The organism is Spongiibacter sp. C9W (assembly GCF_057370015.1).
In genome coordinates this window covers 2,915,990-2,940,054 of the sequence record NZ_CM170672.1, presented here as the reverse complement: position 1 = coordinate 2,940,054, position 24,065 = coordinate 2,915,990, and the positions used below count along the sequence as shown (strand labels likewise).

The window sequence follows — 24,065 nt, the reverse complement described above, 5'->3', positions numbered from 1 at the left end:
GCCGCTAACTATTTTTCCTAACTCACTGTGCATGGTTATCCCTTATCACTGTGTTGAGTCCGCGCAACCGCGAGACCATTTATGTAGCGCATATCAACCCGCGCAACGGTGGCGAAATCTGCCGCTAAATACTTGCGGTAAACCCACAGAAATCGCCGTAATTTTTCCAGTGGCTCCTGGCGCCCCAACACCAGCTCCACATTCTCGTCGATGCGGGCGGTCCAGCTGCCTCGCGCATCCATTTCCAAGTGTTGTAAGGTGAGCTGTTCATCACCCAGCAACTGACTCATCAACCGGTACTGCCGCATTATTTCTATCGCACTGCCCTTCGGGCCATCTAAGCGCGGCAAGTCTGCACCGTAATCACTGCCATCCTGAGGAACGAAAATCCGCCCTCGATGGTTAAGCAAACCGCCCCGTCCCCACACGGCTATCGGGGTTTCTTCAACAATGGTGATCTTCAATTCCCGCGGCCAAAGCCGCTCCACCACTGCGCGATATACCCATGGCTCCTGCTCAAGTTCGGCCTGAATAGCCTCGAGGTCCAAGCCGATATATCCCACCGCTAACTGACCAGTAACCCGTTCAACCAACACATCGCGATCCACACGCTGCAAGTCACCGGCAAACACCACCCGCTCCACTGGTATGGCATCCAACTTGGCGGACAGCCGCTCCACTCCGTAAACAAAGCCAAGCACAGCAACTAACAACAGCAGTCGGTTGGCTATTCGGCCCCACTCACGGCGATTGCCGCGCTTGCTGCGCTCTGTCTCTTTGCGCGAGCTTTTAAAGCGGTTTTGCTTAGCGGCCATTCGCGTCTGCCTCACCGGCGAGGCTGCTGTGCAGCACCCGCAGTACCAATTGCTCGAAATTCATGCCTGCTTGTTTAGCGGCCATTGGCACCAAACTGTGATCCGTCATTCCCGGTACGGTGTTGACTTCCAACAAGTAAAAACGGCCGTCGGCACCACGCATTACATCAACGCGCCCCCAACCTCGACAGCCAACCGCGTTGAAGGCCTTTAACGCGAGATCACGTAACTCCGCCTCATCGTGATCGTTCAGTCCCGCTGGGCAGTGATAGCGGGTGCTATCCGATAAATACTTGGCATTGAAGTCGTAAAACGCCGCATCAGTTTCCAAACGAATCGCAGGCAAGGCCTCGCCATCGAGTATCGCCACGGTATATTCACCACCGCTTACCCACTGTTCAGCGAACACCCGCCCATAGGGTTTTGCGGCAAGCCACGCCTGCTCTAATTCACTGGCATTACACGCCTTCGACATGCCAATACTCGAGCCTTCACAGGCAGGCTTTACAATGGCCTCACCCAACTCGTTGGCGATCGCCGACCAGCTGCTGCGCTCGTCCAATTCCACAAACTTCGGCGTGCTAAGCCCGCAGCCCAGCCACAATAATTTGCAGCGCAACTTGTCCATTGCCAGCGCAGAGGCCATGACGCCGCTGCCCGTGTAACGCACACCCAGGCACTCCAGTGCGCCCTGAACGGTGCCATCCTCGCCACCGGGGCCATGTAGCGCCAAAAAACAATGAGAGAACGCCGCAAGCTCACTCATCCAACCATCGCCAGCGGTATCAATCTTAGTGACCGCCAAACCTTGTGCGGCTAGCGCGTCAGCAACGGCCGCGCCACTGCGCAGCGAGACTTCACGCTCCGCGCTGTTGCCACCCAGCAGCACAGCGACTCTGCCGTCTGTCGCCTGCACAATGTCGTTGAGCACTACTTTCGTCATTACTTATGTCCAATCCTGGTTGGCCAGTTGCTGCGCAACAGCGCCGATATTGCCGGCACCTTGCGTCAACAGCACATCGCCGGGGCGCAAGTGAGGCTTGAGCTGTTCAAAAACGCGCTCCGGCCCATCGATAAACAGCGGTTCAAGCGCCCCCTGCAAGCGGATGCTGCGGCACAGACTGCGACTGTCGGCACCGGGGATCGGATTCTCACCGGCGGCATAAACATCCAACAGCGCCAGCGCATCGGCGCTGCCCAGTACCTTGACGAAATCCTCGTAAAGATCGCGAGTACGGGTGTAGCGGTGAGGCTGATACAGCATCACTAGGCGCCGATCCGGCCACGCCTGACGCGCAGCGGCCAGAGTGGCGGCGACCTCGGTGGGGTGATGGCCGTAATCATCGACCAACATAAAGCTGCCGTCGGCAAGTGCTTGTTCGCCATAACGCTGGAAGCGCCGCCCCACACCTTGAAAGTTTGCAATGCCTCGACAGATGGCCTCGTCAGCCAAACGCTCGTCACTCGCCACCGCCACCGCCGCTGTGGCGTTGAGTACATTGTGAATACCGGGCTGCCCAATACACAGCGATAAGGCCTCACCACTGCGCCGCGCAACGGTGAAATGGCTTTTCAGTCCGTCCTGCTTGACGTCTTGAATACGAAAATCCGCGTCCTCCGAAAAGCCATAGGTCAGCGTTTGGCGACCAATCTCGGGGAGCAACTCACGAATCACCGGATCGTCTACGCAAACCACAGCCACACCGTAAAACGGCAGGTTGTGCAAAAACTCGATAAAGGTTTTCTTCAAACGGCCAAAATCGCCGTCGTAGGTATCCATGTGGTCGGCTTCAATATTGGTCACCACTGACACCATGGGCTGCAGATGCAAAAACGAGGCATCACTCTCATCGGCCTCGGCAACCAGGTAGCGGCTTTCGCCCAGCGCCGCATTGGTGCCCGCACTGTTTACCAACCCACCGATAACAAATGTCGGGTCCAGGCCCGCTTCGGCGAAAATGGAGGTAATCAAGCTGGTTGTCGTCGTTTTCCCATGGGTACCCGCAACTGCAATGCCGTGCCGATAACGCATCAGCTCGGCCAACATTTCCGCGCGAGGCACAACGGGAATACGCAATTCGCGCGCGGCAATAACTTCGGGGTTGTCGCTGTTCACCGCACTCGAGACAACCACAACATCGCAACCGGCAATGCGCTCACCTTCATGACCGAAAGCAATACTGGCGCCAAGGCGCTGCAGCCGCGCCGTACTGGGCGATGCCTTCAAGTCCGAGCCAGAAACAACGTAACCCAGATTCAGCAATACCTCGGCGATACCGCACATTCCTGCGCCGCCAATACCCACGAAGTGAATGCGCTTCACGCGGCGCATCTCTGGAACAATGAAAGGATGCTTAGTGACCATGGGCATACTCCATACAGTAGTCCGCAGCCACCTCGGCAGCATCAGTTTTGGCCAGGGCCCGCGCCGATTGAGCTTGGCGCAGACGCAAGGCTGGCTGCGCCGCAAGGTCAGTTAAGCGTGCCGCCAAGGCCTCGGGAGTCAGCTCTTTTTGGTCGAGGATTTCACCTGCCCCACCGTCGACAAACCACTGGGCATTGGCCCGCTGATGATCATCAATGGCATGCGGCAAGGGAATAAGAATGGCTGGCAAACCTGCCGCGGCAAGCTCGGCTACCGTCAGCGCCCCCGCCCGGCATATCACTACATCAGCCCAGCTGTAAGCTTCTGCCATATCATCAATAAAGGCGTCAGCGCGCACCTCGGCGCCAATGGCTTGGTAGGCCTCCCGCACCACACCCTCGTGAGCGCGACCAGTCTGATGCCACAGTTGCACCCCGGTGAGCCCTGACAGCAATGGCCACACATTGACCATGCAATCATTGATGGCCTTCGCGCCCAAGCTGCCTCCCAGTACAAGCACCCGTAAGCCTTGATCACGGCCGGATAAACGCTGCTCCGGTGCAGCAATATTGGCAATTTCGGCACGCACGGGATTACCGATATAGCAGCTTTTCGCACCGCCAAGTGCAATTGGGTAACCGGTCAGGCAGCGCCGCGCGAGCTTCGCCAACACCCGGTTAGTGGTGCCGGCGATGGCGTTTTGCTCGTGTATCAATACCGGAATACCCAGAATTTTTGCGGCCAATCCGCCAGGCCCCGAGGCGTAGCCCCCCAAGCCAATAACGCAAAACGGCTTGATCTTTCGCAGCAGCCTCATGCTTTGCAGCACCGCAGTCCCCGCCTTAAACAAGGCAGCAATGCGAAAAATCGGGTTCTTACCGCGCACGCCCGCCATATTTAAACAATGCAAAGGAATATTCGCAGCGGGGACCAGGCGCGCCTCAATACCGGCAGCAGTGCCCAGCCAATGCACATCAACACCGCGCTCGGACAATACCCCGGCCACCGATAACGCCGGAAAAACATGCCCGCCAGTGCCGCCCGCCATAATAAGTACACAGGGTTTATCGGCCATGTTCCCCCCTGCATTCACGTTCTATACGCGCAACTAATGCCACCATGGCCATACACACCATCAAGCTGCTACCGCCGTAACTAAAGAAGGGCAGGGTCAGGCCCTTGGTCGGTAACAAGCCGGTATTCACTCCCATATTGATAAATGCCTGGGCGCTGATCATCATCGCTACACCGTAGGCAACGAACGCATGAAAACGCCTACTGGTAAGCTCCGCATGCCGCCCAATCGCCATGATACGTCCCACCAACCCAACAAAGAGCCCCAGAATGACCAAGGTGCCGATAAACCCGAACTCCTCGGCAAAAATTGCGAACACAAAATCCGTGTGCGCCTCGGGAAGGTAAAACAGCTTCTGTACGCTGTTGCCAAAACCAACGCCCGTCAGCTCGCCACGACCGAAAGCAATCAATGACTGAGTGAGCTGATAGCCACTATTGAATTGGTCCGCCCAAGGATCGGTAAATGCTGTTAAACGTTTCATCCGATAGGGCTCAAAAATTACCAGCGCAACGGCGCCCGCAACGCAGCCAAGAATGACCAGTAAAAACTGACCAAGTTTCACGCCGCCCAAGAAAATCATGACAAAGGCAGTGCCAGCAGTTACCACCGTGGCACCAAAATCCGGCTCCAACATCAGTAACAGCGTCAGCGCAAATAGCACGGCCATCGGCTTGATAAACCCAGACCACCGTTCCTTCACTTCATCGCCGCGACGAACCAGATAGCCCGCCAAATAAAAGATGACAAAGAGCTTCACAAATTCCGAGGCCTGTAGCGTCAATGGCCCCACCGCCAACCAGCGGCGACTGCCGTTTACTTCACGCCCTACGCCCGGCACCAGCACCAGCGCCAACAACAAGAAGCCAATCAGCAACCACAACCAACCGGTTTTCTCCCAAAAATCGATGGGGGTGAGATACATCACCGCACTCAATGCCAGCGCCAATGTAAAATGCATGCCGTAGCGCTTAGCGAAGAAGAACGTGTCGCCATAGCGACTAGCGGCATGCTCTACCGATGCCGAGGTCATCGCGACAAAGCCCACGGCCAGCAATGCCAATAACAGCAGCTGCAAGTGCCGATCTATTTGCTGAACTTCCTGCCAAATCATCAGGGGCTTAACCATGGGCAAGCTCCCGCACGGCGGCACTAAACTGTTCGCCGCGATCGCTGTAGCTGCGGAACATGTCGAAACTTGCACAGGCCGGAGAGAGAAGTACAACGTCTCCAGCTTGAGCAAAGGCAAACGCGCCTTGCACAGCAGCCGCCATACTCTGCTCGCGTCGACAAGGTACGTGCTCTCCGAGACAGCCCTCGATTGCGGCGGCCGCCTCGCCAATCACCACTGCCGCTCGGCCACTTCTGCGCATGGCTTCAGCCAGCGGCGAAAACTCCCCGCCCTTGGCCAAACCACCGGCAATCAATACGATTTTTCCACTCTCAGCTAAGCCTTCTATTGCCGAGACCGATGCCCCAACATTGGTGCCTTTCGAGTCATTGTAAAAACGCACGCCATCAATCTCTGCCACAAACTCACAGCGGTGCGGCAGACCCGAAAATTCTCGCAAAGCGTCAAGCATTACCGGTGAATCAATCCCTGCTGCGGCGCCTATGGCCAGTGCCGCCAGTGCATTGCTCAGGTTGTGGCGCCCCGCTATGCGCAATTCACTTGCCGCCATTAGCGGTTCGCGCGCCAGTGCCAAGTAGCGCCCGCCCGGCTGCTCCAAAACGCCGAAGCGTCGAAAATCTGAGTGGCCCAGAGAAAAGCTCCATACTTCGACATCGTCGGGCACCAGGGGCTGCGTGAGTGACTGGTCAGCATTGACAACCGCTTTCTTGCAGCCTTGAAAAATTCGGTGTTTCGCTTGGTGATAGTTGAGCATGCTGCCGTGGTGGTCTAAATGATCAGCACTGATATTCAGCACTGTCGCCACCTCTGCACCAAGCATTGCACAGCGCTCTAGTTGGAAGGACGAGAGCTCCAATACATACAGCTGGACATCGTCGTCCAACAATTCCAGCGCTGGCGTGCCCAGGTTCCCGCCGACCGCAACGCGAATGCCGGCCCGCTCAGCCATTAAACCCACCAGCGTGGTGACCGTACTTTTCCCATTAGAACCGGTGATTGCCACAATCGGCGCGCTTGCCGCTTGGTGAAATAAATCAATGTCACCGCTGACGCGAACGCCCGCCGCCGAGGCCGCGGCAATCGCCGGCTCGCTCAACGGTATACCCGGGTTCACCAGCAATTCGCTGGCGCCGATAAACTGGTCTTCAGAGAAGGGGCCGAGCTGCAGCTCAACATCGGGGAACGCCTGGCGAAACGCATCGAGCCCTGCCGGCTGCTCTCGACTGTCGGCAACAGTGAAGGGCAAGCCACGCGCACTCAAATAGCGGGCAACAGAAAGCCCGGTGGCTCCGATCCCCACAATGACGCGTTTATTGTCCGACGCTATTACGCTCACCTTGACTCTCTTATTACCGTAGTTTCAATGTTGCCAGGCCAAACAGCACCAGCATCACCGTAATGATCCAAAAACGTACGATTACCCGCGGTTCAGGCCACCCCTTTAATTCAAAGTGATGATGGATAGGCGCCATACGGAAAATGCGCCGTCCCGTCAGTTTGAACGATGCAACCTGCAAAATGACCGACACCGTTTCCAATACAAATATGCCGCCCATGATGAAAAACACGATCTCATGGCGGGTAATCACCGCAATACAACCCAGGGTTGCCCCCAGAGCCAGGGCGCCCACATCACCCATAAAAACTTGCGCGGGATAGGTGTTAAACCACAAGAAACCGAGCCCGGCGCCAGCCAGGGCGCCGCATATCACAATGAGCTCCCCTGCGCCCGCGACGTAAGGAATATGCAGGTATTCGGCAAACTTCACGTGCCCGGTAAGGTAGGCGATCAAGCCCAGCGCTGCGCCCACCAATACCGTGGGCAGAATCGCCAAGCCATCTAGACCATCAGTCAGGTTCACCGCGTTGCTGGCGCCAACGATCACGAAGTAACACAGCACCATAAACAGCGGCCCCATTTGCCAGCTGAGATTTTTAAAGAACGGGAAGTACAGCGTAGTGTCGACGGGGCTGTCTGCGGTGATATACAAGAAAACCGACGCACCGACGCCCGCAACACTTTGCCAGAAGTATTTCCATCGCGCGGGCAGTCCGCGGGGATTGCGCTCGATAACCTTGCGGTAGTCATCAACCCAGCCCACCGCGCCGAAAATAAAGGTGACGATCAATACTGTCCACACGAAGGGGTTGCGCAGGTCGGCCCACATCAAGGTACTGGTAAATATCGCGACCAAAATTAAGGCGCCGCCCATAGTCGGAGTCCCGGATTTACTCAGGTGGGACTTCGGGCCATCATCGCGAATGGCCTGACCAATTTGATAGAAGTTCAACTTGCGGATCATCGCCGGCCCGACTAACAACGAAATAGCCAAAGCGGTTAACACCCCGAGAATGCCGCGAAAACTAAGATATTGGAAAACCGCAAATCCGCTAATATGCTGGCTCAGGTATTCTGATAACAGTAACAGCATGTCAGCTGTCCCCCTTGGACAATTGTTGTTGTAATACCTGCACCACGGCCTCCATTGCGGCGCTGCGGGATCCTTTAATTAGCACGGCATCAATGCCCTGTGTGTCATCAGCCAGCTGCGATAGCAGCGCTGAATTATCGCCATAAGCGCGCGCGCCCTCGCCAAAGCGCGCCGCCATCGCATTGGCATATTCGCCAACGACAATGAAACGCTCGATACCCGCTTTCGCGGCGTACTCGGCAATTCGCAGGTGCTGGTCAGCGGCGTTCTCTCCCAGCTCAGCCATAGTGCCAAGCACCAGCGCCCGCTGCCCTGGCTCATTGGCCAGAACATCAATCGCCGCTCGCACGGAGCCAGGGTTGGCGTTGTAGCTGTCGTCGATAAGCGTGACACCTGCAATTGTTTCCCGCGACAGCCGGCCTTTGGCATTTCGTACCCGCCGGAACCCCTCGGGCAATTGCCCAAGTTCAACGCCCATTGCTAATGCGGCCACCGCCGCCGCCAGGGCATTGGCAACCATATGGCGACCCGGCAGGGGCAACTCGACCGCTACGCTGCCCTCCGAGCAGTGCAAGGTGAATAGCGACTTCCCTGCCTGCAACTGAATATCGCTGGCGTAAATATCTGCCGACGCAGACTCGACGCTAAACGTGACCCGTCGGCAATGCGCGGCCCTTTCTTGCCAGCGCGAGCAGTACTGATCGTCGGCGTTAATGACCGCCAGGCCATCAGCCGGAAGGGCTTCAAATATTTCGCCCTTGGTGTTTGCCACGCCATCCAGCGAGCCAAAGCCTTCTATATGTGCCGGCTGTGCGTTGGTCAAAATCGCGACACGAGGGCTAGCAAAGTCGCACAGGTAGCGAATGTCGCCAGCCTTGGCGGCACCCATTTCGATCACCGCAAAATCGTGCTCAGCGCTCAGTCGCAGCAACGTAAGGGGAACACCCAGTTCATTGTTGTAATTGCCCGCCGTTGCCAACACATTGCCACTCACGCTCAACAGCGCCGCCAATATTTCTTTGGTTGATGTCTTGCCGCTGCTGCCAGTCAGCGCGACCAACGCGCCGCGGTATTGTCGGCGATTCTCCCGGGCAATTGCGCCAATAGCGGCATAGCTGTCTTCAACTTGAACGCAGGGCAGACGTTCACTCACTGTATTCACAAGCGCTGCAGCAGCGCCATTTTCCGCCGCTGCGTCAATGAAGTTGTGACCATCAACGTGCTTACCCGGCAACGCGACAAAAAGACTTTGGTCACGGCTACGGCGGCTATCGATCTCCACCGAAGACACCGCTACATCCTCGCCGTAAACGCGTCCCTGACAAAGTGCAGCGATTGTCGACAGCGACATTGGCTGAATCATATTGCCTCCCTGCGACCGATAGCCCTATGGGCCACCGCTAGGTCGCTAAAAGGAAGCTGTTGACCACCGATATCCTGGCTTTGCTCGTGGCCTTTCCCGGCTATAAGCACCACATCACCCGGCTGAGCACCGGTAATCGCCGCCAATATGGCACGCTCGCGATCAACCTCTGCCTCAACGCCACTAAGGTCAGAAATACCAGCGCAGATATCATCGATAATGTCTTGTGGCGCCTCGCTGCGAGGGTTGTCGCTAGTAACATAAAGACGATCAGCCCCAGCGGCGGCTGCGCGTCCCATCAACGGGCGCTTGCCACGGTCTCGCTCGCCACCGCAACCAAACACACAAAGCAGCTGGCCACTGCATACAGGACGCAAGCTATCGAGCACTTTCGTCAACGCATCTTCTGTATGGGCGTAATCGATCACAACCAGCACCCCGTCTTCACTGCGCAAGCACTGCATTCGGCCCGGCACTGGCTGCAGGGCCTCCAATACATTGGCAATCTGCTGTGGAGCAATGCCCCGAGCGAGCAACACACCGCATGCGGCTGCCAGGTTGGCCAAATTGAAGTCGCCCAACAACGGCGTATCAATATCGATCCGCCCCCAGGGGCTGTGCAGCACGGCTCGGCTGCCGGAAATATCGCTTGCCAGCCGCTCAACATAGATCTGCGCAGCGGCATCACTCAGGCTGTAATCAATTATCTGCGACGCCGCTGCACTGGCTATCAATTGCCGACCAAATTCGTCGTCGCGATTGATGACCGCCAGCCCCAGATTTGGCCAGTTAAACAAACGGGCCTTCGCCGCAGCGTACGCCGCCATGCTGCCGTGATAATCGAGATGATCTTGGCTTAAATTGGTAAATATCGCCGCGTCGAAATGCAGCGCTTCAACGCGGTGTTGCGCCAAGCCGTGAGAGGACACTTCCATAGAGGCCCAGCGCGCGCCGCCCTCACACCAACTGGCTAGCAGCGCCTGTATGGATACCGCGTCGGGCGTCGTATTTCCGGCTGGTTTCAAGTCGCCCAGACGACCATTGCCCAAGGTACCGACGATCCCGCAGGGCTCACCCATGGCCTCAAGCAGTTGCGCCAACATCCAACTGCAGCTGGTTTTGCCATTGGTGCCCGTTATACCTATCAGGCGCATAGCCTGTGAAGGGTGAGCAAAGTAATTACCGGCAATTTCACTAACGCGCTCAGCCAGCTGGTCAACGGGCAACACCGGCAACGACCATGCCGAAGTGTCACACGGCGCATCGGCAATAACCGCAACAGCACCTGCCGCAACGGCCGCATTGATATGGTCACGACCATCGTGAGCATGGCCTTTTAATGCCAGAAAAACCTGGTCCGGCTTAATTTTTCGGCTATCCAGGCACAGGCCAGCCACGGGAATTGCCGCCACATCGGCACTGACACCAGGCAGTAAATCACCCAGACTGCGCTCACTCGGCTTGCTATAGCGGGCTACAGGGGTCATGCGGCGGCATCCCCCCGGTCTTCGCCTTCAGCTTCAGGCTCAACATCATCCGGCGCAATATTCATCAAGCGCAGCGCGTCGGCAACGACACTGGAAAATACCGGCGCGGCCACTAGCCCGCCAAAATAATCACCCTCCGGCTCATCAATCGTCACGACTGCAACAATGCGCGGGTCACTGGCCGGCGCCACGCCGGCAAACAGCGAAAAATAGCGGTCTTCCGCATAGCCACCAGCAACGGCTTTGTGCGATGTTCCAGTCTTTCCTCCAACGCGGTATGCCGCTACGCGGGCTCGCGTGGCTGTGCCGCCAGGCTGAGTAACCAGCTCCAGCATATCAACCACCTGGCGGGCGACTTTCGGAGCAATCACCTGCCGGTGCTCGGCGGGCTCCTGACGCTTCAGCATACTGACCGGCTGAAACACACCGTGGTTCGCAAATACGGAATAAGCTTGAGCGAGCTGGAGGTTGGTAACCGTCATGCCATAACCAAAGGACAACGTCGCCCGTTCGATCGCTCGCCAATTCGGACGGTTAGGCAGTACTCCGCTGCTCTCCCCGGGAAACCCAGAGCCGGTATCACGGCCAAAGCCGAATCGCTGAAAAACACGCCACACTTCTTGCTCGTCCAGCGACAGTGCAATTTTGGTAGTGCCGACTTGGCTGGATTTTTTCAATACTTCCGCTACGGTCAGCACGCCGTAGTTGCGATGATCTTCAAGTAGCTTAGGCCCCACCTTGATATAACCGGGGTGGGTGTTTATTTCGGTATCCGGCTGATAGCGGCCACTCTCGAGTGCAGCGACCAATGTCATCGGCTTCACCGTTGAACCCGGTTCAAACATGTCGATAACAGCGCGATTGCGCAGCGCGCTCGGATTAAGCTGACTGCGGTTATTCGGGTTGTACGAGGGTTGATTCACCATCGCTAACACTTCACCGCTCTTACTATCGAGAATAACGACCGAACCGGCTTTAGCGCCGGTTCGTTTAAGTGCTGCTTTTAATTCTCGGTAGGCCAAGTACTGCAAGCGTAAATCTATGCTGAGCTGGAGGCTCTTTCCGGGGCTCGCCTCCTTCCCGGCATCGATCTCCCTAATAATATTGCCATACAGATCTTTTAATACTCGCTTGCGGCCGGGCTCGCCGTTGAGCCATTCGTCATAGGCCAACTCTAAGCCTTCCTGACCTCGGTCATCGATATTCGTAAAACCCAGTAAATGTGCCGTGACCTCACCCGCGGGATAAAACCGCCGGTATTCGCGCTGCAGGTAAACCCCCGGCACTTTTAATGCGAGGATAGCTTTCGCGTCTTGCGGTGCGAGATGGCGGCGCAGGTACATAAACTGGCTATTGCTGTAACGCTCCATTTTTCTGGACAATTCTGCAACCGACATCGACAGTGCACGCGCCAGCTTCGGCCAGGCGTCTTTCTGTTTGCCGAGCTCTCTGGGGTTTGCCCAAATTGACGCTACCGGTGTGCTAACCGCCAGCGGTTCGCCATTGCGGTCCGAGATCATGCCACGGTGCGCGGGAATGACTTCGCTGCGAATCGTCCTGGCATTACCCTGCCCCTGCAGGAACTCATAGCCGCGATCAACATCAAGCACCTGCAAGGTCAGGGTGCGCGCAAGCAGCATGGCAGCCAGCACCAGCAGGCCGGCCACAACAACGCGAAACCGCCAAGGCGATATCGGTGCTTTAACCTGCTTTGCCATAACCCCTAACCATTTCTACCTCACGCATATCAGGCGCTTTCATTTTTAATTTATCTTCAGCCAGACTCTGCACTCTATCGGGCGACGCCCATGTGCTCTGCTCCAACAACAGACGCCCCCACTCTTCATCTAACTGCATAGCGTCGCGCCGCAAATCTTGTAGTTCACTAAATAACTTGCGCGATTTGTGCGAGCTTTGAATCAGCGCCAACGCTGACACCAAAACCAGAACAAACAGCAGCGGCACCCAAAACCCGCCAAAAGGCGCAACCTCAGCATTCTCACGCTGCTTTTTTTTCGGCTTACCAGCGGCCGCCACCTAGCGCTCCCCCAGTTTTTCAGCAACTCGCATCACCGCGCTGCGCGCTCTGGGGTTCGCTGCCACCTCTTGCTCACTCGGCTTCACTGCTTTACCGACCAGTCGCATCGTCCGCCCAACCTGATCATCGGTAACAGGCAAATACGCCGGCACCGACTCGCCCTGGGCTTGTCGACGCATAAAACGCTTTACGATGCGGTCTTCCAGCGAGTGGAAGCTGATAACAACCAACCGGCCGCCGGGCCTCAGGCGCTCAACAACTTTTTTTAGCAGGCGCTCTAGGTCGCCCAATTCGTTATTGATGTATATGCGTATCGCCTGAAACGCTCGCGTTGCTGGGTGCTTGTGCTTCTCCCAAGAGGGGTTCGCCTCCGCCACAATTTTTGCCAACTGCAGCGTTCTTGTTATTGGCTGTTCCGCTCTAGCCTCAACAATCGCTCGCGCGATACGCTTGGCAAAGCGCTCTTCGCCATAGACTTTGAGCACCCGCGCGATATCGCTCTCTTCCGCCTCAGCCAACCACTGCGCTGCACTCTGGCCTGACTCGGTATCCATGCGCATATCAAGGTCGCCATCGCGCAGAAAACTAAAGCCGCGTTCGGCTTCATCCAGCTGCGGCGACGAGACACCAAGATCAAGCAGCACGCCGTCGACACCCTCGCGCCAACCGGCACACTCCAGCAATTCGTCCAGCTCGGCAAATGAACCTTTGCGCATCTGGAAACGCTGATCTTCAGCCATTAAGGCAGCGCCAGACTCACAGGCACGAGGATCTTTATCGATCCCCATTAGCAGTCCCGCTTCGCCCAAGCTTTCCAGGATTAACCGGCTGTGGCCGCCACGCCCAAACGTTCCGTCCACATAGCAGCCATCACTTGGCCCCATGAGTGCCGAAACCGCCTCGTTGCGCAGTACCGTCAGATGCTGTTCCAAAGCGCCCCCTTAAAGTGACAGCGACAGCATTTCTTCCGGCATCGACTCATCGTCATCGCCGGTATCGAGCTCCTGGTTCCAGCCCGACTCACTCCAAAGCTCTAATTTTTTCCCCTGCCCGATAAGCATCAATTTCTTTTCTAAATTTGCGTAGTCACGCAGGGTCTGTGGCAATAACACGCGCCCATTGCCATCAAGCTCAAGCGGCGTGGCATAACCAAGCAACAAGCGCTGCATGCGCCTGGCCTTGCGATGGATATTGGGCAAGGCCTCAATTTTTGGCTGTAAATCCAGCCATTGGGGCTCGGGGTAGACCAACAGGCAGCGCTCTTCTGTGTGAGCAGTGACAACCAAACGCCCCTCACACACGGACGACAGGGCATCGCGCACTTTGGCTGGAATCGCCATGCGCCCCTTTGCATCCATTGTGATTGCGTAGCTGCCGATAAACACGCTAGCCCACCTTTATCCCTTCAGAATCCACTTTCACACCACCTAAACCCACAAAATGCCACTTTTCACCACTACGCGACACTATATGAACTGTGCAGCATTTATGTCAAGGAAGACGCACCGCAAAACGCAGGGATTTTTCGCAAATATGTTGTGAAATGGCAGGTAAAATCGCGGAACTTGCAAAAACAAAGAAAACTAAGACATAGAAAACAAGCACATAAAAACACTACTTAAAGTAAATCCTTAAGTAGATAGCTCGTTATAGGAGAAATAATCAGAAAGAGAAGAAAAATGAGTCGGCCTATAAGCCGGGTTCTGTCGTGGACGACCATTCATCTGGGGCCTGCGTCACCGCAAACCTCAAGCAGCCTACCCGAATCCACTGCGGGTCGCAGCGTAGGATTCCTATTTGGCCTTGCTCCAAGCGGGGTTTACCATGCCACGAACTGTTGCCAGTCGCGCGGTGCGCTCTTACCGCACCATTTCAACCTTACCGGCAGCCGAAGCTACGTAGGCGGTATATTTTCTGCTGCACTTTCCGTAGGCTCTCGCCCCCCAGGCGTTACCTGGCGCTTTACCCTATGGAGCCCGGACTTTCCTCCCCGCGCTTGCGCGCAGAGCGGCCGCCCAGCCGACTCAACTGTAAGAATAACCAGTACTTTAAAAAGACACAAGCCCGAGCGGCTATTTTTTTAGGGGTTGCTCTAACCCGTATTGATAAAGACGGTTTTTCTTAACACCGGTAAGCTTCGCCGCTATCGAAGCGGCCTGCTTCATCGGCAGTTCGCTGCGAAGTATATCGAAGCAGCGCACTACCTCCGGACTAAGGTCGCCCTCCTTCGCCTGATACCCAGCCACCAACAGCACACACTCACCCCGCTGCTGATTGCGATCGCCAGCCACCCACGCAGCCAATTCATCAGCGGGAAGCCTTGCCACCGTCTCATATAATTTAGTGAGCTCCCTCGCCAACACCACCACACGATCACCGCCAAAGCACCGCGCTATATCCCGCACACAATCCAGCAACCGATGGGGAGCCTCATAAAAAATCATGGTGCGAGGCTCTGCTTTGAGGGCGTCCAGCTGCTTGCAGCGGGCCTGCTCTTTGGCGGGCATAAACCCTTCAAATGTAAAACGGTCTGACGGCAAACCTGCGACCGACAGAGCCGCTATCAGAGCGCTTGCTCCGGGAATGGGCGATACCCGAAACCCCTCCGCCAACACTGCATCGACAAGGCGATAACCGGGGTCTGAGATCAGCGGCGTACCGGCATCAGAAATGAGCGCGATACTACCGCCGCTGCGCAGAATATCGAGCAAGCGCTCAGTATCCTTGCTGCCGCTGTGGTCATGGTAGGCGATCATAGGGGTAGTAATACCGAAATGCGCCAATAAAGGGGCGCTGCGGCGCGTATCCTCCGCCGCAATCCGATCTACCGATTGTAGGACTTCCAGCCCTCGGGGTACCATATCGGCGAGATTCCCGAGAGGTGTGGCAACGACGAAAAGCGTGGGAGTCGACTCCAAAAGGACTATCCTCTAATGAACCAGCTGGCGAAGACTAACAACGGCATAATGATGAAGACAAGATTTTTCGCGCTCGCGATCATTGGCGCAGCACTCGCGGCCTGTTCCAGCGCACCGAGTTCGCCAACCGCTACGCAGCAGGAACCCCTGACAAGCTACGATGAGATTCGCCAGCGCCCCAGCACCCCGATAAACCGGCAAGCACTCGAGTTTAACCCTGCCACGGCGAAATCCGAAGATGTTGAATTGTGGCTGCAACAAGCCATGAGTCTGGACCCAGAAGCCGCACAGGAGCTTCAACTGCGCGCGGCCGAAGTGCTTCTTAGAGACGGAGAGATGGGGCGCGCGGACGACACCGTACGAGATTTGGTCGCACCGGAATTAACCCCGAATCAAGCACTTCGCCTGGCCCTTGTCAGAGCGCGAATTCACCGCGCGCACGCGGAATTTAGCGAGGCGCTGATCCAGCTGTCAGATCCATTAATTGAGCAGGCAATGCTGGAAGCCCCCCTTCGGCGCCAACTGCAATTCAGCCAGCTTAGGGCGTCGCTGTTTGCCATTGAGGGCGACCACCTTGCCGCCGTACGGGAATGGATATTTATCGATCCGCTGCTCACCCGCAGTCAGCAGGAGCAGAACCGCGATGCTATTTGGCAATCGCTGATGCAGATTCCAACGTCCGTACTGCTCGACAAACTCGACAGCGCCAGCAACCGCGACTATCTTGGCTGGCTCGAGCTTGCCTCGGTTGCCAAAGACAATCAGGGCGATATTGAAGCGCAGATTCGCCAGCGCGATACGTGGCTGGCACGCTGGCCCAACCACCCCGGTCGCCACCCACTACCCGGCGGCCTGGATCAACTCGACAGCCTAATTGTTGACCAGCCCACGAAACTCGCGCTCATCCTGCCATTCACCGGGCGCTTTGCCAGTTATGGCAAGGCCATACGCGACGGCTTTATCGCCGCCTACATGCAGGCGCAGGAAAACCAGGCCAGGACCCCGGAAATTATTCTCTACGATAGCGGGAGCGGCGACATCAATCGGCTGCTCGATCAAGCCATTAGCGACGGCTGCGAATTGGCTATCGGCCCTCTGCGCAAGGAAAAACTCGACGAGCTGATTAGTCAGCACCCCAAAATGATGCCGATCCCCACCCTGGCGCTCAACCGTATTGAAGGGGATCAATTCCCCAGCGGCCTCTATCAATTCGGCCTTAACCCGCAAGATGAAGCGGAGCAGATTGCGGATATTGCGCGCAATAAAGGCCTACAACGAGCGATGATCATCACCCCAGAGGGCAACTGGGGCAGCAAGGTGGCACAGGCCTTCGCCCAGCGCTGGCAACAAGCCGGCGGCTATATTAGCGATAGCACCAACTTTAACGCTAAATCCAACGACTATTCCAAGCGCATAAAACAACTGCTTCATATCGATCAAAGTGAACAGCGTCGACGTCGACTGCAACAAATTATTGGCATGACGCCTTACTTCGAACCCTATCGCCGCAGCGATGCTGACATGATTTTCTTGGTGGCTCGCCCGAACGAAGGCCGCGCCGTGAAGCCGCTTCTGGCCTACCACTATGCGGGCGACCTACCCGTCTACGCGACATCACATATCTACCGCGGCAATACTGACCGCTCCCGGGACCAGGACATCAACGGTATTCACTTTGTCGATATCCCCTGGGTATTCAACAGTGACTCCGCCATACGCCAAGCCATTAATGCGCACTTTGCTCGCAGCGATGCCTTTCAGCGGATGTATGCCCTGGGCGTAGACAGCTTCCGTTTGCATATGCGTATTAATCAATTACGCACAGGCAGTGGGCAAGTGTTCGGCGAAACAGGCACACTCACCCTGAATGCCTTGGGCCAAATAGAGCGCGAACTCACACTGGCGGAAATTCGCGGGGGTGTCGCGGTCATCGATGCATCAAGCCAGGAATAAACTTGTTTAACCGCAAGCAAAAAGGCGATAACGCCGAGCGTTCAGCCTGCGACTTTCTGCGCAAACAAGGCCTTATCATCGTCCAGCAAAATTTTCGTAGCCGCTTTGGAGAGATCGACATTATTGCTAAGGACGGAGAAACACTGGTGTTTGTGGAGGTCCGCTTGCGCAATAACCGTCGCTTCGGCGGAGGTGCGGAATCGGTCAACCGACACAAGCAACAGCGCATTATCCAAACGGCCTCACTCTACCTAGCAACCCACAGCCAGTGCGAACTTCCCTGCCGTTTCGATGTCATTGAAGCATCGGAGCAACAAGGCGAATTCCAACTACACTGGCTACCTAACGCCTTTCAGCTATAAGGATTCCGCACTGTGGATCAATCAGAACACGTGGTAGACCTGTTTCACCGCCACATAGAGAGCTGCATGTACACCATGGAAGCACTTGGTGAAGGTATTGCGAAAGCCAGTGACGGTATCGTCGAGTCCATGCTCAGCGAGAACAAAGTGATCTGTTGTGGCGAGGGCACTCAGGGCTTAATCGCCCAACATCTTGTTACCAACCTGCTCAACCATTTTCAGCATGAGCGCCCAGCGCTTCCGGCGATGGCGCTAACGACGGATTCAGCGACTGCCACGGCAATCGCATCCCAGTCAGGTTACAACGATATATTTGCCAATCAGATCCGGGCATTAGGTCATCGCGGTGACTGCCTCTTCATCTGCTATCAGGGCGGCAGTGCGAATACGCTGCGCTGCATTCAGGCTGCACACGAACGCGAAATGCGCGTAATCGGCCTCTCGGGCCCAGATGCCGGTGACGCTAGCGCGCTGCTGCAAGCCGATGATATTGAGCTGGTCTTTCCCGTGGACAATGCCGCCCGCCTAACAGAAATGCAGCTTGTTGCTGTTCACGCAATATGCGAGCTCATCGACAGCCAACTATTTGGAAGTTATTGATATGAATACTTACCTTCGCACCTTGCAGGCGCTAGCCTTGTCCCTGAGTCTTGCTTCCTGCACGCAGATACTCACTGCTACTAACGACGCACCGATACAGGAAGACCCCGGTAGTCGCAGCCTTGGCAGCTATATTGACGACCAACTTATTGAAACCAAAGCCACCGTCAATATCCGCAAAACCCGCCCGGAGCTCGAGGACGCACACATTAACGTCACCAGTCACAACGGCATTGTGTTGCTCACAGGACAAGTGGCTAACGCCGAGCTAAAACAGCAAGCCGCCGCCGTTGCTGACAAGCTCAAAAAAGTGCGAAAGGTGCACAACGAACTCAGCATTGGCGAAGCCAGCAGCATGCTCACACGCAGCAATGACAGCTGGCTGAGTACAAAGGTCAAAAGCCGCCTATCCCTTAACGAACAGCTGGATGCATCGCGCATCAAGGTCGTTACAGAAAAGGGTGTCGTCTATTTGATGGGTTTAGTATCAAAGAGTGAATCAGATATCGCGGCGCGCGTGACCAGCGAAACAAAAGGCGTGCAAAAAGTGGTAAGGGTATTTGAATACTACTAGGGAGGTAAGTAGCCCGAGGATTCGAGCTACTACTGTTACTTGACTACTTTCAGGCTTGGCCGCCCAGGCTGCGGCTTAGCACTCGACGTCGTGTCGGAGCCCGCCCCATCCGGCGGTGTTGTCGGCGGTTCGTCGGCATCAAACAGCATGCCCTGGCCATTTTCTCTGGCGTAAATTCCGAGCACAGCCGCAACGGGCACACGGATATCTTGCGCAACACCGCCAAACCGCCCCCGAAAACCCAACTCGTCGTTGCCGACATCAAGACCAACAACAGCAGACGGAGAGATATTAAGAACAATTTGACCGTCTTGCACAAACTGCTGGGGTACCTCCACCCCCTCCATCATGGCATTCACCAGAATGTAGGGAGTGCAGTCATTATCGACGACCCATTCATAGATCGCTCGGATCATGTAAGGGCGGCTGGAGTTCATTGCCATAGTGATTAGGCCGCGCTGTTTTCGCCGCGCATTTCCCGCTCTTTCTGGGTCAAGCTCTCTTGGAATGAGGGGCGCTCAAACAGGCGAACCATGTATTCCAGCAGTGGCTTGGACTGACGAGTCTGAGGAATTTCCACGCCCAGCAGCTCCAATCGCCATAGAATCGGAGCTAAACAACAGTCCACCAATGTGAACTCTTCATTCATAAAGAATGGCTTTTCCGCGAAAATCGGTGCGATCGTCAGCAGGCTGTCACGCAGCTCTTTGCGTGCTTTATCCTGTGCTTTTTGGCTGCCGTTCTGAATTTCATCGACCAGACGACACCAGTCGCGCTCGATGCGATAGATGTACTGACGGCTCTCACCACGCGCTACTGGATATACCGGCAGCAATGGCGGATGAGGAAAACGCTCATCGAGGTATTCCATCATCACTTTTGACTCATACAAAGCCAAATCGCGATCCACCAGGGTCGGCAAACTACCATAGGGGTTGAGCTCAGCGACTTCCTCGGGAAGGTTGCTTGGATCAACGTCAACAATATCGACGGTTACACCCTTTTCTGCCAATACAATCCGCACACGATGGCTATAGTGGCTGGCTGCATCAGAAAAAAATGTCATTGTAGAACGCTTGGCAACAACGCCCATTGAACTCACCTCAAACTATCAATCTATATGACAAGAAACGGGCAGACCTCAAAATGAAGCCGCCCGTCTATAAAACCTAGCTGTTCGCAGGTTTACATCAGTGCACGTCTTTCCAGTACTCGCGGTTAAGCAGGTAAGCAAAAACGAAGAACAGCGCAATAAACGCCAGCACATAGACGCCGATGCGCTTACGCTTCGCCTGTACAGGTTCTCCCATGTACTCAAGGAAGTTCACCAGGTCGTAGATAACGGCATCATACTCTTCCGGAGTCAACGACCCTTCAGTAGCGTAGGTGAAACTGCCACATGGGTTCAGGGCATTGCCGTTTTCATCGAAAAGCACATCTTCACCCGTTAACGGGTCGCGCAGTATACCACCATTGGCCGCCTGCACCGGGCCCGGCGCACACTCAGGCATACCCTGCAGCTCAGCGAGAACGTGAGGCATACCAACATCTTTAAACACGCGGTTATTTACGCCGTACGGACGTGAAGGGTCAGCGTGAAAAGTGCGCAGGTAGGTGTAAAGCCAGTCGGGGTTACGCGCACGCGCAACCAGCGTCAGATCCGGTGGCGCAGCGCCAAACCATTTCTTTGCTTCGGCCTCGTCCATGGCATTGGTCATCAATGCACCGATTTTGGCCGACTGATCGAACTTAAGGTACTGCTCAAACAAGTCTTCGGGGATATTCAGGTCGTTGGCAGTACGCTGATAACGCCCGTACTGCAAAGAGTGACACCCCATACAATAGTTCATGTAGGTTTGGGCGCCACGCTGCAAGGACGGCAGGTTGGTAACGTCCGTCTGAATTTCATCGCAATCCATAGTGCCGCAGTTATGCGCTGACTCCGCACCGACCGCCTTCAGCGGAACGATGGTCAACAGCGCAACGACCAGCAGAACGCCCATGCTCTTCCAGAAGCCCATGCCGCCATCGGTCACCCGGGTCGGCTCAGCTTTAGTCGCTTCCCACTTGGTCCAGAAAGGCATTAACAGGAAGAAGGCAAAGTAAATCACTGAGCAAATTCGAGCCAGCAAAGTACGGCCTTCGGTCGGCGCCTTAACACCCAGCACACCCAGGATCAGGAAGGCTGCCGCAAACAGTACGATAGCAATCTTACTGATACGCCCTTTATAGCGAATGGACTTCACTGGGCTGCGATCAAGCCAAGGCAACAGGAACAGAATCGCTACAGACGCGCCGAATGCAACGAAGCCCCACAGCTTATCGGGAACGGCACGCAGCACCGAGTAAAACGGCGTGAAGTACCAAACTGGAGCAATGTGCTCAGGCGTCTTCAAACCATTGGCGATTTCAAAGTTCGCAAACTCGATGAAATAACCGCCCATTTCAGGCATGAAGAAGATGATGCTACAGAAGACAAACAAGAACACCGCCACCGCTGTCAAATCGTGCACAGTGTAGTACGGGTGGAACGCCACGCCATCCAGGGGGATGCCGTTCTCGTCCTTGTTCTTCTTGATTTCAACGCCGTCAGGGTTATTGGAGCCCACTTCGTGGAGCGCAAGGATGTGCAGAACAACCAAGGCCAGAAGAATGATCGGCAGCGCAACAACGTGCAGCGCAAAGAAGCGGTTCAAGGTAATACCAGAAATCAGGTAGTCACCGCGGATCCACTGCACAATATCTTCACCGACAACCGGAATGGCGCCGAACAGCGAGATAATTACCTGCGCACCCCAGTATGACATTTGACCCCATGGCAATACATAACCAACGAAGGCCTCTGCCATCAGCGCCAGGAAGATGAACATACCGAATACCCAAATCAGCTCACGGGGCTTCTTATACGAGCCGTAAAGCAGGGCACGGAACATGTGCAAGTAAACAACAACGAAAAACGCCGATGCTCCGGTTGAGTGCATATAGCGTATAATCCAACCGTACTCGACATCACGCATGATGTATTCAACGGAGCGGAACGCCTCCTCAGCACTCGGCGTGAAGCTCATTGTCAGCCATACACCGGTCAGCAGCTGGTTCACCAACACCAGCAACGACAACACACCGAAGAAATACCAGAAATTAAAGTTCTTAGGTGCATAGTACTTACCCATATGGGTATCCCATGCACGCATAATTGGTAGGCGGGCATCAACCCAGTCGCGCAGACCAATTAACATCTTCATTACGCAGCCCCCTGATCGACACCGATGACGAGTACATTGTCACCTTCGTATGAATATGGCGGAATATCCAAGTTACGCGACGCAGGTGAGCCCGCGTAGACGCGACCAGACAGATCGAAGCGTGAGCCGTGGCAAGGGCAGAAGAAGCCGCCTACCCAGGCATCGCCACCCAAGTCGGGAACACCGACTTCTGGACGGTGCTTAGGTGCACAACCCAAGTGGGTGCACAAGCCGATCAAAACGAGATACTCAGAACGAATAGAGCGAGCAATGCCTTCAATGTACTCCGGCTGCTGCGCGCCTTCAGATGCGGGGTCTTTCAAATGTGTTTCGATAGTAGAAAGCTCTTCGATCTGCTTTTCTGTGCGGCGCAGTACATAAACTGGCTTACCGCGCCACTCTACTACGACCATTTGGCCCGGCTCTAATTTACTGATATCTGCCTTTACCGGTGCACCTGCCGCTTTAGCTTTGGCACTGGGATTCCAAGAGCCCACGAATGGCGTTGCCACCCCAACTACGCCTGCGGCACCGACCACCGAGGTAGCTGCGGTCAGAAAGCGCCGACGCCCCGTGTTTACGCCGTCATTACTCATGACGTTTCCCCCATAACATACGAATAATCAGACTAAACCGCCCCAATAAGGGAGCGACAGCTAATTTCAAGTGGGCCAAATACTAATGAACTTGGCCCGGACTGACAATCAATTCCCTGCTCGCCAGCATTATCCCGCCTCTCAAACGGGCAAAAAAAAACGCCCACAGTTTTTCTGTTGGGCGTTTTCCGATAGCCGCCAAAGCGCCTTCCGGCCATTCGGCCGCAGTGGTTAACGCTTGGAGAACTGTGGCTTTCTACGCGCTTTACGCAGACCAACCTTCTTACGCTCAACTTCACGAGCATCACGAGTCACGTAACCGGCTTTACGCAGGTCACCACGCAAGGCTTCGTCATACTGCATCAGCGCACGTGTAATACCGTGACGAATCGCACCGGCCTGACCAAAGCTGCCGCCACCGCTGACGTTTACTTTGATATCAAACTTCTCAACCATATCGACCAGCTCCAGAGGCTGACGAACGATCATACGAGCAACTTCACGACCAAAGTATTGATCTAGCTCACGATCATTGATCGAAATTTTACCGCTTCCCGCCTTCAGAAAGACGCGAGCTGAAGAAGTTTTACGGCGACCAGTGCCGTAATATTGAGTGGCTGACATAGTACGCTTCCGTTAAATATTCAGTTCGATGGGCTGTTGGGCAGTGTGAGGATGCTCAGCGCCAGCATAAACTTTCAGTTTCTTGAACATAGCTCGACCCAGGGGGTTTTTAGGCAGCATGCCTTTAACCGCACCCTGAATAACTCGCTCGGGGGCTTTATCGATCAGCTTTTCGAAGCTGATTGACTTCAAACCACCGGGGTAGCCAGTGTGATGATGGTAAATCTTGTCTGTCGTTTTCTTGCCAGTTACGCGAACTTTCTCCGCGTTGACAACAACAATGTAGTCGCCGGTATCGACATGAGGCGTGTACTCAGGCTTATGCTTACCGCGCAAGCGATGCGCAATCTCACTGGCCAGACGACCCAATGTTTTGTCGGCGGCGTCAACCACGAACCAGTCGCGAGTGACATCGTTGGGTTTTGCACTAAAGGTTTTCATGAATCTCGCCTATGGGGACCGTACCGAACAAAGAGCGCGAATACT

At 55.4% G+C, this 24,065-nt stretch carries 24 protein-coding genes and 1 other RNA gene; 4 read left to right on the top strand and 21 right to left on the bottom strand.

Annotated elements, in window-relative coordinates; genetic code table 11:
* Nucleotides 1-35: 35 nt before the first annotated feature.
* From AC2Q8J_RS14000 to rsmI, 15 genes are all read right to left on the bottom strand, one after another.
* Complete coding sequence (locus AC2Q8J_RS14000; protein ID WP_286693872.1) at nucleotides 36-815, bottom strand: cell division protein FtsQ/DivIB; 780 nt, start codon at nucleotides 813-815, stop codon at nucleotides 36-38.
* Complete coding sequence (locus tag AC2Q8J_RS13995; RefSeq protein ID WP_486451570.1) at nucleotides 805-1,758, bottom strand: D-alanine--D-alanine ligase; 954 nt, start codon at nucleotides 1,756-1,758, stop codon at nucleotides 805-807. The genes AC2Q8J_RS14000 and AC2Q8J_RS13995 overlap by 11 nt, the downstream gene beginning before the upstream one ends.
* Nucleotides 1,759-1,761: 3 nt before the next feature.
* Entirely contained in the window at nucleotides 1,762-3,180 is a 1,419-nt protein-coding gene (gene murC, locus AC2Q8J_RS13990) for a UDP-N-acetylmuramate--L-alanine ligase (protein WP_286838422.1), read from the bottom strand.
* Complete coding sequence (murG, locus tag AC2Q8J_RS13985) at nucleotides 3,170-4,255, bottom strand: undecaprenyldiphospho-muramoylpentapeptide beta-N-acetylglucosaminyltransferase (RefSeq protein WP_486451569.1); 1,086 nt, start codon at nucleotides 4,253-4,255, stop codon at nucleotides 3,170-3,172. The genes murC and murG overlap by 11 nt, the downstream gene beginning before the upstream one ends.
* A complete protein-coding gene (ftsW, locus tag AC2Q8J_RS13980; protein WP_486451568.1) occupies nucleotides 4,245-5,384 on the bottom strand; it encodes a putative lipid II flippase FtsW in 1,140 nt (379 codons plus the stop codon). Before ftsW ends, murG begins: the two co-directional genes overlap by 11 nt.
* Nucleotides 5,377-6,723 (bottom strand): UDP-N-acetylmuramoyl-L-alanine--D-glutamate ligase, encoded by a 1,347-nt coding sequence (gene murD, locus AC2Q8J_RS13975; RefSeq protein WP_486451567.1) that lies wholly within the window; start codon nucleotides 6,721-6,723, stop codon nucleotides 5,377-5,379. The genes ftsW and murD overlap by 8 nt, the downstream gene beginning before the upstream one ends.
* Before the next feature lie 13 nt (nucleotides 6,724-6,736).
* On the bottom strand, nucleotides 6,737-7,819 hold the full coding sequence (gene mraY / locus AC2Q8J_RS13970) for a phospho-N-acetylmuramoyl-pentapeptide-transferase (protein ID WP_486451566.1): 1,083 nt from the start codon (nucleotides 7,817-7,819) through the stop codon (nucleotides 6,737-6,739).
* A gap of 1 nt (nucleotide 7,820) precedes the next feature.
* Complete coding sequence (locus AC2Q8J_RS13965; protein ID WP_486451565.1) at nucleotides 7,821-9,182, bottom strand: UDP-N-acetylmuramoyl-tripeptide--D-alanyl-D-alanine ligase; 1,362 nt, start codon at nucleotides 9,180-9,182, stop codon at nucleotides 7,821-7,823.
* Nucleotides 9,179-10,669 (bottom strand): UDP-N-acetylmuramoyl-L-alanyl-D-glutamate--2,6-diaminopimelate ligase, encoded by a 1,491-nt coding sequence (locus AC2Q8J_RS13960; RefSeq protein ID WP_486451564.1) that lies wholly within the window; start codon nucleotides 10,667-10,669, stop codon nucleotides 9,179-9,181. Before AC2Q8J_RS13960 ends, AC2Q8J_RS13965 begins: the two co-directional genes overlap by 4 nt.
* A complete protein-coding gene (locus AC2Q8J_RS13955) occupies nucleotides 10,666-12,387 on the bottom strand; it encodes a peptidoglycan D,D-transpeptidase FtsI family protein (protein WP_204997300.1) in 1,722 nt (573 codons plus the stop codon). The genes AC2Q8J_RS13960 and AC2Q8J_RS13955 overlap by 4 nt, the downstream gene beginning before the upstream one ends.
* Nucleotides 12,371-12,706 carry a cell division protein FtsL gene (gene ftsL / locus AC2Q8J_RS13950; RefSeq protein WP_204997299.1) on the bottom strand — a complete coding sequence of 112 codons (336 nt, stop codon included), beginning with the start codon at nucleotides 12,704-12,706 and terminating at the stop codon, nucleotides 12,371-12,373. The genes AC2Q8J_RS13955 and ftsL overlap by 17 nt, the downstream gene beginning before the upstream one ends.
* Complete coding sequence (gene rsmH / locus AC2Q8J_RS13945) at nucleotides 12,707-13,639, bottom strand: 16S rRNA (cytosine(1402)-N(4))-methyltransferase RsmH (RefSeq protein ID WP_486451563.1); 933 nt, start codon at nucleotides 13,637-13,639, stop codon at nucleotides 12,707-12,709.
* Nucleotides 13,640-13,648: 9 nt separating this feature from the next.
* Nucleotides 13,649-14,092 (bottom strand): division/cell wall cluster transcriptional repressor MraZ, encoded by a 444-nt coding sequence (mraZ, locus tag AC2Q8J_RS13940; protein ID WP_027874545.1) that lies wholly within the window; start codon nucleotides 14,090-14,092, stop codon nucleotides 13,649-13,651.
* A gap of 291 nt (nucleotides 14,093-14,383) precedes the next feature.
* Nucleotides 14,384-14,734: RNase P RNA component class A (gene rnpB, locus AC2Q8J_RS13935), an RNA gene on the bottom strand.
* 45 nt (nucleotides 14,735-14,779) lie between these two features.
* Nucleotides 14,780-15,625, bottom strand: coding sequence for a 16S rRNA (cytidine(1402)-2'-O)-methyltransferase (rsmI, locus tag AC2Q8J_RS13930; protein WP_486451562.1), 846 nt, complete (start codon nucleotides 15,623-15,625; stop codon nucleotides 14,780-14,782).
* 15 nt (nucleotides 15,626-15,640) lie between these two features.
* Between rsmI and AC2Q8J_RS13925 the strand changes: the two genes are divergently transcribed.
* The 4 genes from AC2Q8J_RS13925 to AC2Q8J_RS13910 are packed head-to-tail and all read left to right on the top strand — an operon-like array spanning nucleotide 15,641 to nucleotide 19,114.
* Nucleotides 15,641-17,578, top strand: a complete 1,938-nt coding sequence (locus AC2Q8J_RS13925; RefSeq protein ID WP_204997296.1) for a penicillin-binding protein activator — start codon at nucleotides 15,641-15,643, stop codon at nucleotides 17,576-17,578.
* 2 nt (nucleotides 17,579-17,580) lie between these two features.
* Nucleotides 17,581-17,940 (top strand): YraN family protein, encoded by a 360-nt coding sequence (locus AC2Q8J_RS13920; RefSeq protein ID WP_486451561.1) that lies wholly within the window; start codon nucleotides 17,581-17,583, stop codon nucleotides 17,938-17,940.
* A gap of 12 nt (nucleotides 17,941-17,952) precedes the next feature.
* Nucleotides 17,953-18,540 carry an SIS domain-containing protein gene (locus AC2Q8J_RS13915; protein WP_204997294.1) on the top strand — a complete coding sequence of 196 codons (588 nt, stop codon included), beginning with the start codon at nucleotides 17,953-17,955 and terminating at the stop codon, nucleotides 18,538-18,540.
* A 1-nt stretch (nucleotide 18,541) separates the two neighbouring features.
* The gene (locus tag AC2Q8J_RS13910) at nucleotides 18,542-19,114 is read left to right on the top strand and encodes a BON domain-containing protein (protein ID WP_486451560.1); all 573 of its coding nucleotides are present in this window, start codon (nucleotides 18,542-18,544) and stop codon (nucleotides 19,112-19,114) included.
* A 35-nt stretch (nucleotides 19,115-19,149) separates the two neighbouring features.
* Here the strand turns inward: AC2Q8J_RS13910 and AC2Q8J_RS13905 are convergent, their stop codons facing one another.
* The 6 genes from AC2Q8J_RS13905 to rplM all read right to left on the bottom strand — a co-directional run bounded on the left by AC2Q8J_RS13905 (nucleotide 19,150) and on the right by rplM (nucleotide 24,020).
* Nucleotides 19,150-19,557 carry a ClpXP protease specificity-enhancing factor gene (locus tag AC2Q8J_RS13905; RefSeq protein ID WP_204997293.1) on the bottom strand — a complete coding sequence of 136 codons (408 nt, stop codon included), beginning with the start codon at nucleotides 19,555-19,557 and terminating at the stop codon, nucleotides 19,150-19,152.
* Between the two features lie 5 nt (nucleotides 19,558-19,562).
* Nucleotides 19,563-20,207: a stringent starvation protein SspA gene (gene sspA / locus AC2Q8J_RS13900; RefSeq protein ID WP_204997292.1), complete on the bottom strand. Its 645-nt coding sequence runs from the start codon at nucleotides 20,205-20,207 to the stop codon at nucleotides 19,563-19,565.
* A gap of 97 nt (nucleotides 20,208-20,304) precedes the next feature.
* On the bottom strand, nucleotides 20,305-22,359 hold the full coding sequence (locus AC2Q8J_RS13895; protein WP_286693857.1) for a ubiquinol-cytochrome c reductase: 2,055 nt from the start codon (nucleotides 22,357-22,359) through the stop codon (nucleotides 20,305-20,307).
* Nucleotides 22,359-22,955 (bottom strand): ubiquinol-cytochrome c reductase iron-sulfur subunit, encoded by a 597-nt coding sequence (gene petA / locus AC2Q8J_RS13890; protein WP_204997290.1) that lies wholly within the window; start codon nucleotides 22,953-22,955, stop codon nucleotides 22,359-22,361. The genes AC2Q8J_RS13895 and petA overlap by 1 nt, the downstream gene beginning before the upstream one ends.
* Nucleotides 22,956-23,186: 231 nt before the next feature.
* Nucleotides 23,187-23,579 carry a 30S ribosomal protein S9 gene (gene rpsI / locus AC2Q8J_RS13885; protein ID WP_204997289.1) on the bottom strand — a complete coding sequence of 131 codons (393 nt, stop codon included), beginning with the start codon at nucleotides 23,577-23,579 and terminating at the stop codon, nucleotides 23,187-23,189.
* Nucleotides 23,580-23,591: 12 nt separating this feature from the next.
* Nucleotides 23,592-24,020: a 50S ribosomal protein L13 gene (gene rplM / locus AC2Q8J_RS13880; RefSeq protein ID WP_204997288.1), complete on the bottom strand. Its 429-nt coding sequence runs from the start codon at nucleotides 24,018-24,020 to the stop codon at nucleotides 23,592-23,594.
* Nucleotides 24,021-24,065: the final 45 nt, after the last annotated feature.